Genomic DNA, 12,109 nt, shown 5'->3' with positions numbered 1-12,109 from the left:
CCACGTGGGCAATGCCATGCGTCCTATTGCAAAGACTCTGGATCAGCTTGTTACGCAACGCGGCGAGTTTTCTTTGGAGACGCGCTCGCTCGGCGTGCCGGTGATTACATGATAGAGGTTAAGTGAGCGTGACGCGCGCGCCTAGTGGAAAAAATGAGACGCGCGTGTGGGCATCCGACACTTGCGCGGGCCGCGCCGCGACGACAGCACCGCGCACGACACGGGCAGGATGGCGGTTGCCGCGGCAGGCGTTACACGAGCGCGCCGGCCGCGACGCGGCGGCGCCTGAGCGCCCTGTGGCGCGCCCAGGTGCCGCTGCGGTTGCCCTGCTGTTTCCCTCAACTTTGCCCTCACGTTGCCTTTACGTTGTCTTCATGTTGCCTTCACGCTGCTCTCACGCCACCGGCCCGCTTAACTGCACGCGGCCGGTGCGCCGCCCGCCAACGAACGATGCACGCGCGATGCGCGCTGGCGACGGCGTCGCCGCGACCGCGAGCGACGCGGCGGAGCGGGTGCGCGGGGTTCGCATGAGGGCTGGCGCCGCATCGGCGAGGGCAAGCGACTCTCGGCAGGCGGAGACGGGGCCGTTGCGGCGGCGCCCGGGTCTTCTGGCACGGCCGGCGCTTTCGATCGCGGCCTGCTGCGGGCGCCGCGGTTTGTAGGCGCAGCGGAAGCGACGCCCGCTGCGCGGCGGCATCACAGACTGATCGCCGCGATCCCGGCAAGTACAACCGCCGCTCCGGCGAGGCGGCGCCTGAAGTGGCCCTCGTGGAACAGCCTGCATGCCAGCAGTGCGCCGATGACGATCGAGGACTCGCGCAGCGGTGCCACGAGTGCCACGGGCGCAGTCTGCATCGCGGTCAGTACGAGGAGGTAGGCCAGCGGCGAGAACACCGCCACGATGACGATCGGCACTGCATCCGTGCGAACCGCAGCGCGGATCAGATGGCGCCGACGCAGCGCCATCGGGGTCAGTATGAGACTCTGTAAAAGAAGCGCGCCGGCGAAGTAGCTGGCAGGCGCCAAATGCCACGCGGTGATCGCGTAGCTGTCCCACAGCGTGTAGGCGGCAATGGTGGCACCCGTTGCAGCGCCCCAATACAGCCCCTGCAGCGGATGGCGGCCGCCGCGTCTGAATGGATTGCCGGTAACAACCAGGATGCCCGCGACGATGAGCAAGGCGCCGAGCACCGCGAGCGGGGTGAGCCGCTCCCCGAGAAGAAGGACCGCGCACAGCATCGTCAGCATTGGCGCCGAGCCGCGGGCGACTGGATAGACCACGCCGAGCGCCGAGCGGTCGTAGCCGGCCTGCAGGGTCAGCGAATAGACGATGTGCAAGGCCGCCGAGACGGCCGAGCCCACCACCAGCTGCCAATCGAGCGCCTGCTGTCCGGCGACCATGCGCGCGACGCCAAGCGGCATGCACAGCAGCGCCGAGGCGCAGAAATAAGCCCAGACGAACACCACGGTGTCTTGCCGCTTGAACTTCGACGCCAGGTTCCAGACCGCATGGGCTGCCGCCGCGGCGAGGACGATCGCGACCGTGCCGGGCGGCATCAGTGGATGTCGGGCAGGTCGATGCCTGCCCGCTCGGCGCGCTGGTTCCGTTCGGGGTCGCGCAGCGCGATGGCGGCGACCAGTGCGTCAATCACGACGAGCTGAGCCAGCCGACTGCCAGCCGCAGCCATTTGCGCGGGAAGCGGCGCGCCGCCGACAGCGAGCGCGATATCGGCAAGGGTCGCCAGCGGCGTGCCGTACTGGTTGGTGACTGCGACCAGCGAGGCCCCGGCGGATGACGCCGCGTCGGCGATGGCGAGCGTCGTCGCGGTGCGTCCGGTTGAGCTGACGGCGATGACCACATCCCCGGGGCCGAGAAGGCGCGCCGCGATCATTGCCGACAGATAGTCCGGGATGCCGATGGTCGTGACGCCGACCGCGCGCAGACGAAAAACCGCATCGGCGGCCACCGTGGACGAAGGGCCGGCGCCGAAGGCAAGCACCTGTCGCGCGGACAGGATCGTCTCGACCGCCTTGTCGAACGCCGCGAGTTCGACGGCGCCGGCGAGGGCGGTCAGGGCATCCGTGCCTGTTCGAATGGCGGTTTCGAGCACGGCGCCCGATGTCGCATCCGCGGCGAGTACGTCGGGAGGCGCGAAAAAGCGCGTCGTACCGCGGGCGCGGGCGATCTCGATCTTGAGTTCGGTGAACCCGCTGAAGCCGATTGCGCGCGCGGCGCGGACCACGCTGGGCGGTGACACGCCGGCCCGTGCGGCGACCTGCGCGGTCGTGCTCGCGCCGACGAACAGCGGATCGGCCAGCAGAAGCGATACCACTCTCTGCTCGCTCGCAGCCAGGTCGCCGCTGCGGGACTGGATGTGGCCGAGCCATTGCCCGAGCCGATCCGCGACATCTGAAACCGCGTTACTTATTTCTTGTCCCATTTGTAATATGTTACTTTCACTGCTTGAAATGCACAACGGGCGCGCAGGCAGCGTCCAGGCAACAGAGAGGAGGGAGTTTCCATGACCACACGAACCGGCAGCACCGTTGCCATCATTGGACCGGGCGCCATCGGCACCGCAGTCGCGGCGGCCTTGCACGAAGTCGGTCACACCCCGCTGCTGTGTGGCCGCTCGTCCCGCGACTCGCTGACCTTGCTGGATGGCGATCGACGCATCGTCGTTCCCGGTCCGGTCCGAACGGATCCCGCCGCAAGTGCCGACACCGTCGATCTGGTGTTCCTGGCGGTCAAGACGACACAGACCGAGGCGGCAGCCGCGTGGCTGACGGCGTTGAGCGGGCCGGAAACGGTCGTGTGCGTGCTGCAAAACGGCGTAGAGCAGGTGGAAAGCGTCGCCCCGCATGCGCCGAGCGGACGCGTCGTGCCGGCGGTGGTGTGGTTCCCCGCGCAGGCGCAAGCCGATGGCTCGGTGCGCTTGCGCGGCGAGCCGCGCCTCAGCCTGCCCGACACGGCGACAGCGCGTGTGGTGGCCGAGGTACTGCAGGACACACGATGCGCGGTGGACCTGGCGGCGGATTTCAACACGCTGGCCTGGCGCAAGCTGCTGCAGAACGCGGTGGCCGGACTGATGGTGCTCACGCACCGTCGCGCGGGCATGTTCGGACGGGCCGACATCGCCGGCCTCGCGGTCGCCTATCTGCGCGAATGCCTCGCCGTGGCCCGCGCTGAAGGGGCCGATCTGGGCGACGAGGTTGCGCAAGCTATCGTCGAAAAATTCCAGGCGTATCCGGCCGACATGGGGACGTCGATCCTCACGGATCGCGAAGCCGGCAGGCCACTCGAATGGGAGATTCGCAATGGTGTGATCGCTCGTCGGGCTCGGCAGCACGGCATCCCGACGCCGATCAGCGACGTCGTATTGCCCCTACTCGCGGCCGCGAGCGACGGTCCTGGCTGATCCGGCTGCTGGCGTACTCGCTGTTCCCGCCGGCCCAGGGGCGGCCAAGCGGCGGCGACTCTGATGGTCCGGCGCCGCTACGCTGCCGGACGCGGCGCTCGTTGCCTTGGTGACGTTGCGCCGGCAAGGCGGCGGGGCGCTCTCGCCAGCCACTGCCAAGTGCTCGCCCGCACTGCGCGATGGGTTCGCCGGCCGATGCGCCAGCCCGGGCAGGTCAGCGCGGGTCAGTGCGGGTCAGTGCGAGGCCAGCGCAGCCGGCCACGCGTTCTGGCGACACCGCGCGCACTGCCGAATCGCACGCGGCCGCCGCGTCGCACTGCGGATGACGCGACCGGTGTGCGCGTACGATCCTGCCATCGCGGAACGAGTAAAGCGACCACGCAGCGCGCGCCGCTGCCGTCATCGGAAATAAAAAAAGGCACCCGAAGGTGCCTTTCGAAGGATACAACTATCGTTGCTCTTAGAACTTGTGACGCACGCCGACGCGGACGTAGGCTTGACGGTCGCTGCTCGAAGCGGTCAGACCGTTGATCGAGGCGACAGCCGACTGGCCCGTCGAATCGTTGCCCTTGGCCTTCTGGAACACGCCGATGATGTAGACGTCGGTGCGCTTCGACAGGAAGTAGTCCAGACCCAGCGAGCCTTGGTGGTACTGGGCGCGGCTGCCGTTGATGTCCGGGCCACGGGTGTAGTCGTAAGCAGCGCCAGCCAGCAGGGCCGGGGTCAGCTGATACTTGAAGTTGATTTCGGCGTTGTTGAACGTCGCGCTGCCCGTGTAGCCGTACGGGTTCGGGCCCGACGTCGTGTCGCCCAGATCCTTGAACTTCGTGTTGCTGTAGGTCAGGCCGAGCGTGGCCGGGCCGAAGGCGTACGAACCGCCCGCGCCGATGACTTGCAGCGTGTGGGCCGACGCGAAGCCAGCGGTGACCGGCGACGAGAAGTAGCTGGTCGCAGCCGTCGAGGTCGACGAGTTGCCTCCGCCAAACGCGATGTTCGGGTTACGGACGTTCAAGTAGCCGACGCCGAAGCCAACCGGGCCGTTCGCGTAGCCAGCACCCAGCGACCAGACTTGGTTGCGGCTGTTGTCGCCTGCAACGCCGCCCAGGCTGTACAGACCGCCGAACTTGAAGCCGTTGTAGTTGTTGCTGGTGTACTTGATCGCGTTGTTGGTACGGAACGCGTTGTTGAAGTTGTCCAGGTCAGCCGGGTGAGCCGAAACGTAGCCACCCCATTGCGAACCGGCTTCGAACGGGCCGACGAAGTCGACGACCGAGTCGTACTGGCGACCGAGGGTCACCGAGCCGTACTGGTTGCTGCTCAGGCCGACGAAGGCTTGACGACCGAACATGCGGCCGCCTTGACCCAGGCCGCCGCCAGCGACGTCAAAGCCGTTTTCCAACACGAAGATCGCCTTCAGACCGCCACCGAGGTCTTCCGTGCCACGCAGACCCCAACGGCTGCCTTGCATGACGCCGCTCGTCAGGTTGAATTGACGGCCGTTCGTCGTCGCGCTGGTGCGCACGTTGCTGGTGTAGTTCACGCCTGCGTCGATGATCCCGTACAGGGTGACGCTGCTTTGCGCGTGGGCGGCACCGGCGAAGGTGCTCAACGCTGCCACGGCGAGAAGCGATTTTTTCATGGGTTTAAGATCTCCATCAATTGTTAAACGCGGCGTCGATCCATTCTTCGAGGTTTCGTCCGCGACAACTTCGCGAGAAGCTGACCGAAAGATAGCAAACTTGTTTTCGCGTGCTCAAATAAAGCTGCGCTTCACGGCCGCCATGTGACTTTTACACAACAAAACGCCGTCCAGCCTGCGGGTTAGCCCGCGTTTGGACGGCGTCTGGATGGCGTTTCGTAAGGTACGGCGGACCATGCCGGCCGGCTGACAGGCAGCCGGCCGGACGCGGGCGCGGCAGCGCTCGGTCAGGCCCTGCCGCGCCTCAGCGGCACGGGTGGTGCTGGTGGATCGAGCCGAGCAACGCGACCTCGGCGGGCGTCTTGCTGAGCGTCTCCGGGCTGACCTGCTGCGCATCCTGCACGTACTCGTCGACGAGCGTGCTGAGCGGCGTGCGATCGATGCACAGCGCGATCGGCTGTACGCGTTTGTTGTCGACCGTCGCATGCTGCGCGAGGAACAGCACGCCGTACTGATAGCCGTGCACCACGCCGCGTACGGCACTGGTGCACTGTGCCTGCGAGACGTTGTCGCTCTTGTCCTGACACTGCTGCATCAGCGTGTAGGCGTTCCACGACGCGGCCGCTTCCTGCATGGCATTACGCGCCCCAGTCGGTGCACCGGTCGGCGCATCCGTCGGCGCGGCGGCCTGGGCGTTCGGGGCAGTCGGCGCGGCCGGCGCCTGCGCCTGGGCCGACTGGCAAGCCAGCGCGAGCGGCGCGAGACAGGTCAGGACGGCGGCGGCATATCGGATTTTCTGCTTCATTGTTCCCTTCTCCTCGGTTGAAACACTCAAACATGATGGCAGCCCGATGCCGGCGTTGCACGCCCGGCCCAGGCGCCGCGCGTCAGCTGTTCGGTCCCCGCGTTGGTTCCTGTGTCGGTCCCTGTGTCGGTCCCGGTCCGGGCGCCTGATCTGGCACCCGACCCGGCGCCGCTGCCGTATCGCGTGCGTGGCAGGCGACCAACTGGCCGTCTTGCCAGGGACGCAGGACCGGCGCGGCGTTGGCGCACCTGGCATCGGTCGCCGACGGACAGCGCTCGCGGAACGCGCAGCCTGCCGCATCGTGGTCGGCTGCGGCGGCGCCACCGTTTGCGCCTGGCGCCGTCAGCGCCGTGCCAGCCGCGAGCAGCGCGCGCGTGTAGGGATGGCCAGGCCGCGTGAACACGGCCTCCGCAGGCCCCAGTTCGACGAGACGCCCGCGGTACAGCACGCCGACCCGATCCGATACGTGCCGTACGACGGCAAGGTCGTGCGAAATGAACAGATAGCTGGTGCGGTGTTCGCGCTGCAGATCGCCAAGCAGGTTGAGGATCGCGGCTTGCACCGAGACGTCCAGCGCCGACGTCGGCTCGTCGCACACCACCACGCGGGGTGCCCCCGCGAAGGCACGCGCGATCGCGACGCGCTGCTGCATGCCGCCGGACAACTGACGGCTGCGGGCATCGATCCAATGGCGCGGCAGCCGCACTGCGTCGAGCAGGGCGCTGACGCGCGCCGGGCGTTCGGCGCGCGCGACGCGGCCGAGCTTGCCGAGCGCGCGCCCCACCAGCCGGCGCACCGTATGCGCGCGGTTCAGCGCTTCGCCCGGATTCTGGAAGACGGCTTGCAGGTAGCGCGACTGGGCACGCGTGCGCCGCGTCACGCGCGCGTGCGCGGGACTGCCGTCCAACTCGACCGCGCCGCCGGGATCGGCCTCGACCAGCCCCAGCACCAGACGGGCGAGCGTGCTCTTGCCGCTGCCGGACTCGCCGACCAGACCGAGCGTTTCGCCGGCCGCAAGGTCGAGGGAGACGTCGTCCAGCGCCTTGAGCGGGCGGCCGTCGACCCGATACGTCTTCGACAGCGCGCGGGCGCGCAGGACGGGCGCCTCGGCGGGCGCGGCCGGGCCCGCCTGCGCGGGTTCGGCCGTAGCGGCGCCGTCGTGCGTCGGCTCGGGTCCCGCGTCCGCGACCAGCGGGATCGTCGCCACGCGGGTGTGGAAATGGCAGCGACTGCGCCGCTGCGGGCGCGCGTCGATCAGATAGGCGCGCGGGGCTTCGACCGCGCAGCGTTCCGCCGCGATCGGACAACGTTCGGTGAAGACGCAGCCGTTCGGACGGCTGCCCGGCGGCGGCAATTGCCCGGGAATCGTGGCCAGACGCGTCGCGCGCGGCGCCTGGCCGGGCAGGCAGCGCAACAGCGCCAGCGTGTAGGGATGGCGCGGTGACGAGAACAACGCGGCGCTTGGTCCTTCCTCGACCAACTCGCCCGCGTACAGCACGCCGACGCGTTCGCACACGCGCGCGACCACGGCCAGGTTGTGGCTGATCAACAGCGTGGCCATGCCCAGTTCGCGCCGCAGCTGTCCGACCAGATCCAGCACCTCCGCCTCGACGGTGGCATCCAGTCCGGTGGTCGGCTCGTCGAGGATCAGCAGGCGGGGCCGCTTGGCGAGCGCCATCGCGATGACCACCCGTTGCTGCATGCCGCCCGACAACTCGTGCGGATAGCTGGCGAGCACCCGGTCGACCGCTTCGATGCGCACCTGGGCGAGCGCCTCGCGCAACAACGGTGGCATCTGCGCCGTCGTGGCGCCGCGCAGTGCAAACACTTCGTGCAACTGGCGCGCGACGGTCAACGCCGGATTGAGCGCTCGCGCCGGATCCTGATACACGAGACCGACATCCTCGCGGCGCAACGTGCGCAAGCCCGTCGCGTCGAGCTGGTCGAGCCGTTTGCCGGCGACGTGGATCTCGCCCGCGCTGACGGCGCCGCCGCGCGGCAGATAGCCCGCGATCGCCAGCGCGATGGTCGACTTGCCGCATCCCGATTCGCCGACCAGGCCATACGACTCGCCGGGCCGCAATTGCAGCGATACGTCGCGCACCACGGGCGTCGCACGGGGGCGGCCCGGGCCGCCCGGGCCATCGTAACGCAGCGATACGTTGTGCAGACGCAGCACGGCGTCCGTTGCGACCGCAGCGGCATGCGTCGATGAGGGAATGTCACGCGTGCTCATCGCAGGTCCTGCCCGAGCGCGTCGGCGATCAGATTGACGGCAATCACCAGCGAGGCGGTCGCCAGCGCGGCGAACGCGACGGTCCACCAGGCGCCGCCGGCCAGCGACGTGTAATTCTCGGCGATCGTCAGCCCCCAGTCCGGCGAGGGCGGCTGGGTGCCAAAGCCGAGGAACGACAGCGTGGCGACGGTGAAAATGGCGTAGCCGAGCCGCACCGCGGCCTCGACCACGACCGTCGCGGCAATGTTCGGCAGTATTTCGCGAAACACGATGTAGCCGGCGTGTTCGCCGCGCAACTGCGCGGCGGCGACGTAGTCGAGATTGCGCTCGCGCCCGGTGGCGGCGCGCACGGTGCGCGCGGTGATCGGCGCGAATACCGCGGCGATCACCACGACCACCGTCAGCCGATCGCCACCCAGCGCCGACAGCGCGAACAGCGCGACGATCACCAGCGGCAGCGCGAGCACGACCTCGATGAGGCGACCGAGAATGGCGTCCACCGCGCCGCGGTAATAGCCGGCGAACAAGCCGAGCACGGTGCCGACCGCCGTGCCGAGCAGCGTCGCCAGCGGCGCCACGGCGAGGATGTCGCGCGCGCCGGCAAGCACGCGCGAAAACACGTCGCGCCCGAGTCGGTCGGTGCCGAACCAATGGTCCGCCGATGGCGGCAGCAGGGCGGCGCGCGGTGCGACCGCGTATGGGTCTTGCGGTGCGAGCGCCGTGCCGCCGATCGCGCATGCCAACCAGAACAGCAGCACGACGGCGCCGACCACGAAGCCGGGATGGCCGAGCAGGCCGCGCAACGGGCCGCCGCGAGCGGTGTGACGGGAGATCGCGTTCATCGGCCGGCCTTGCGCTGTCTGGGGTCGAGCCAGGCTTGCAGCGCGTCGGCCAGCAGGCCGGCGAGCACGTAGATCACGCCGATGGTCAGGACGCCGGCTTCGAGCATTGGAAAATCCTTGGCCCGCGCGGCCTCGAATACCAGGCTGCCGATGCCGCGGTAATGAAAGATGGTTTCGACCACCACCAGGCCACCGACCATGTAGCCGAGTTGTGTCGCGGCCACCGCCAACGCGGGGGCCAGCGCGTTGCGCAGCACGTGACGCCAGAGCACGGTGCGCAGCGGCAGACCCTTGAGCACCGCCGTGCGCGTGAAGTCGGCGTCGAGCGCCTCGCGCATGCCGGTGCGCGTGATCCGCGCCAGATAGGCGAACAGGACGAAGACCAATGGCAGGGCGGGCAGCAGCAGGTGGCGGAACTGCGTGCCGAAGCCCGCGTCACCACTGAACGACGCCGACACGGGCAACACCCGCAGCCCGATCGCGAATACCAGGATCAGCACGATCGCGGACACGAACTCCGGCACGACGGCGAACGCCAGGCCGAAGACGGTGATGAGCCGGTCCGGCCAGCGCCTCGGGTACAGGCTGGCGACCACGCCGCCGGCAATGCCGAGCGGGACGACGATCGCAAACGCAAGACCCGCGAGCTTCAGCGAGTTGCACAGCGCTGGCCAGAGCAGGCTGGCCACCGGCGCATCGTAGCTGTACGAGCGGCCGAGATCGCCGCGCAGCAGGCCGCCGGCCCACCGCAGGAACTGCGTGATCAGCGGCTGGTCGACGCCCAGCCGGTGATTGAGGGCGGCGACGGCCTGGGCGTCCGCGAACGGGCCCAGCATCGCGCGGCCGATGTCGCCGGGCAGCAACTGGCCGCCCAGGAACATGCATACGGCGAGCAGCGCCAGCGTGCACGCGGCCAGCGCGAGGCGCGTGCCGACGGCGCGCGCGAGCGGTCCGAGATGGACCCGCCGGCTGGCGGACGTCCGCCAGCGGGTATCGCCGTCGGGTTGGCCTGGCGCGGGTTGGGGGGCGGTCGTCATCGACGGTTCTCGTTGGCGCGTCAACTGAAAGAGGCGTGTGCCAGCCAGATCTGCGAGATCGCGGTGAACGCGAAACCCTGCAGCGAGCGCCGCGACAGGGCCAATCCATCGTAGAAGTATCCGATGATCACCGGCGTCTCGCGCTGCAGCCGGTCGACAATCTGCGACGCGATGCGACGCTGGTCGGCCAACTGCAAGGCGGCGGCATACGACTTGACCAGTTTGTCGTAGCCGCCGTCGCGGAAGTGAGCGGCATTCCAGGCCCCGTTGCTGGTCAGCGGTGCTTCGAGAAAAATGTTGGGCACGCCGCGATGGCCGTAGTCGGTCAGGCCCACCGGCGCGTCGAGCCAGTCCGACTGGCCGAAGGCCGCCGTACCATAATACGCCGCCTGACTTTCGACGCGCAGGCGCAGGTCGATGCCGATCGAACGGGCCGCGCTTTGCAGCAGCACCGCGTAGTCCGGCAACTCCATGTATGTCTCGGTCGTGAGGGTGCTCGAGAAACCGTTCGGAAAGCCTGCCTCCGCCAACAGCCGCCGCGCCTCGTCGATACGCTGTCCGCGTTGTGGCGAGGCGGGCGGCGTGGACGGGAACACCGGCGCGAACGGGTGATCGGCGCCGGCCGACGCGCGGCCGAGGAAGAAGCCGTCGACGATCGCGCCGCGATCGATGGACAGCGCCAGCGCGCGCCGCACGCGCGCGTCGGCGAAGGGGCCGCGATCGCATCGCATGTGCAGTTGGCGATGTGCGCTTGAACGCACGCGGCTGACCCGGAACTGGCGGTCCTGCAGCATGCTGCGGGCGTTGAGTGGCGTGAAGTCGACCATCAGGTCCGCATCGCCGCCACGCAACGCCAGCAGTTGCGACTGCTGGTCCGCATAGAAGCGAAACTCGACCCGCTCCGGCAACACCGCGCCGCCCCAATAGTCGTGGTTGCGGACGAAGCTCGCGCCGACCATCGGCGTGAAGCGTTCGAGCCGAAATGGGCCTGTGCCGGTCGAACGCTTCTCGAAGTCGCCCCGGTAGTCGGCCGGCACGATGGCCGCGTTGAAATTGTCCGAGGAGACGTAGTACGGAAAGTTGCCGTTCGGCGCGTCCAGATGAAAGACCACGGTGAGGCGGTCGGCGCGCCGCGCGCCGCCCTTCGACAGCACGCCCTTCAGCACCGACAGCCCGGCCGAGCCGACGGCCGGATCGGTCAGCCGGTCGAAGGTGGCGACGACGTCCGCGGCGTCGAGCGCGCGGCCATCGTGGAAGCGCACGCCATCGCGGAGCCGGAAGGTCCATGTGCGCCCGTCCGCGTCAGACTGCCAACTGACGGCCAGCGACGGCCGCAGCGTGAGCGTGTCGCCGTCGTCGTCGATCAGATATTCGGCGCTTTGACAAACGATGCCGATGCCCGCCGGATCGGACAGCCTGACCGGATCGACCGCGCCGGTCGGCGTGAGCGCCGCGACGCGAATGGTCGCGCCCGCTTGACCCCGTTGAGTCGATTGACCTGCTTGAGCCGACCGAGCCAGCGCCGCGCGTGGCAGCGCGAGTCCGCCCACGCCGATGGCCGCGAGGTAGCGCAGCAGTTCGCGCCGCCCGATGCGACCGGCAAGACATTCATCGATCGCCGCATTGCCGTGGGCACCGGCGCGGGCTCTGAGTTCGTCGATCTCTGCATCTCCTTCGGATGAGCACGGGCGGCGTCGCGCGAGTGCACGCGGACGGTCGAAGGCATCCGTGCGACCGCTGACGGCCAGCGAACGCGGATGGCGAGCGGCGAAAACATGGTCGCCGTGCAGGCTGCGTGATGCATGCGCCACAGTGTCCGGCCCTCGCGCACGGCGCAGCAGCGACGCGTGCCGTGCCGGCCACGCGGGAATACCCACGCGGAACGATCCACGCGGAACGATCCACGCGGAACGATCCACGCGGAACGATCCACGCGGAACGATCCACGCGGCGGCGCCGCCAGCCTTCGGACGATGGTAGCGCAAATCCGACCGATCACAGGACACCGTGGGTGCGGCAGGAGGTGGGCGGGGCCGGCCGGGGCGCCGGGCACGCGCGGCGGCGCACCCCGTCGCACGCAGGGAAGGAGCGGTGAAGGACTCAGTGAAGCGAATGCAAAAAAGCCGGCGCC

General features: G+C 68.9%; 9 protein-coding genes. 1 reads left to right on the top strand and 8 read right to left on the bottom strand.

Features of this window, described 5'->3' with window-relative positions; translation table 11 throughout:
- Positions 1-696: 696 nt before the first annotated feature.
- On the bottom strand, positions 697-1,557 hold the full coding sequence (locus BLU54_RS13755; RefSeq protein WP_091909385.1) for a DMT family transporter: 861 nt from the start codon (positions 1,555-1,557) through the stop codon (positions 697-699).
- Complete coding sequence (locus BLU54_RS13750) at positions 1,557-2,612, bottom strand: MurR/RpiR family transcriptional regulator (RefSeq protein WP_235837957.1); 1,056 nt, start codon at positions 2,610-2,612, stop codon at positions 1,557-1,559. Before BLU54_RS13750 ends, BLU54_RS13755 begins: the two co-directional genes overlap by 1 nt.
- Here BLU54_RS13750 and BLU54_RS13745 point away from each other — a divergent pair.
- Positions 2,523-3,419, top strand: coding sequence for an oxidoreductase (locus BLU54_RS13745; RefSeq protein ID WP_091909378.1), 897 nt, complete (start codon positions 2,523-2,525; stop codon positions 3,417-3,419). The two genes, BLU54_RS13750 and BLU54_RS13745, sit on opposite strands and share 90 nt — an antisense overlap.
- A 460-nt stretch (positions 3,420-3,879) precedes the next feature.
- Here the strand turns inward: BLU54_RS13745 and BLU54_RS13735 are convergent, their stop codons facing one another.
- From BLU54_RS13735 to BLU54_RS13710, 6 genes are all read right to left on the bottom strand, one after another.
- Entirely contained in the window at positions 3,880-5,058 is a 1,179-nt protein-coding gene (locus BLU54_RS13735; RefSeq protein ID WP_091909372.1) for a porin, read from the bottom strand.
- Between the two features lie 304 nt (positions 5,059-5,362).
- The gene (locus BLU54_RS13730; protein WP_091909369.1) at positions 5,363-5,863 is read right to left on the bottom strand and encodes a hypothetical protein; all 501 of its coding nucleotides are present in this window, start codon (positions 5,861-5,863) and stop codon (positions 5,363-5,365) included.
- 82 nt (positions 5,864-5,945) lie between these two features.
- Positions 5,946-8,099: an ABC transporter ATP-binding protein gene (locus BLU54_RS13725; protein WP_091909366.1), complete on the bottom strand. Its 2,154-nt coding sequence runs from the start codon at positions 8,097-8,099 to the stop codon at positions 5,946-5,948.
- Positions 8,096-8,941, bottom strand: coding sequence for an ABC transporter permease (locus BLU54_RS13720; protein WP_091909363.1), 846 nt, complete (start codon positions 8,939-8,941; stop codon positions 8,096-8,098). Before BLU54_RS13720 ends, BLU54_RS13725 begins: the two co-directional genes overlap by 4 nt.
- The gene (locus BLU54_RS13715) at positions 8,938-9,978 is read right to left on the bottom strand and encodes an ABC transporter permease (RefSeq protein ID WP_091909360.1); all 1,041 of its coding nucleotides are present in this window, start codon (positions 9,976-9,978) and stop codon (positions 8,938-8,940) included. The genes BLU54_RS13720 and BLU54_RS13715 overlap by 4 nt, the downstream gene beginning before the upstream one ends.
- A gap of 20 nt (positions 9,979-9,998) precedes the next feature.
- Positions 9,999-11,639 (bottom strand): ABC transporter substrate-binding protein, encoded by a 1,641-nt coding sequence (locus BLU54_RS13710; protein WP_170845158.1) that lies wholly within the window; start codon positions 11,637-11,639, stop codon positions 9,999-10,001.
- Between the last annotated feature and the right edge of the window lie 470 nt (positions 11,640-12,109).

Source organism: Chitinasiproducens palmae (assembly GCF_900095735.1).
GTDB classification, from domain to species: domain Bacteria; phylum Pseudomonadota; class Gammaproteobacteria; order Burkholderiales; family Burkholderiaceae; genus Chitinasiproducens; species Chitinasiproducens palmae.
This window is presented reverse-complemented; position numbering and strand designations above follow the sequence as displayed.

What these genes read in the sequence shown, in the direction of transcription:
- BLU54_RS13755 (WP_091909385.1), bottom strand. Translation starts at nt 1,557, where the DNA reads ATGCCGCCCGGCACGGTCGCGATCGTCCTCGCCGCGGCGGCAGCCCAT.
- BLU54_RS13745 (WP_091909378.1), top strand. Translation starts at nt 2,523, where the DNA reads ATGACCACACGAACCGGCAGCACCGTTGCCATCATTGGACCGGGCGCC.
- BLU54_RS13735 (WP_091909372.1), bottom strand. Translation starts at nt 5,058, where the DNA reads ATGAAAAAATCGCTTCTCGCCGTGGCAGCGTTGAGCACCTTCGCCGGT.
- BLU54_RS13730 (WP_091909369.1), bottom strand. Translation starts at nt 5,863, where the DNA reads ATGAAGCAGAAAATCCGATATGCCGCCGCCGTCCTGACCTGTCTCGCG.
- BLU54_RS13725 (WP_091909366.1), bottom strand. Translation starts at nt 8,099, where the DNA reads ATGAGCACGCGTGACATTCCCTCATCGACGCATGCCGCTGCGGTCGCA.
- BLU54_RS13720 (WP_091909363.1), bottom strand. Translation starts at nt 8,941, where the DNA reads ATGAACGCGATCTCCCGTCACACCGCTCGCGGCGGCCCGTTGCGCGGC.
- BLU54_RS13715 (WP_091909360.1), bottom strand. Translation starts at nt 9,978, where the DNA reads ATGACGACCGCCCCCCAACCCGCGCCAGGCCAACCCGACGGCGATACC.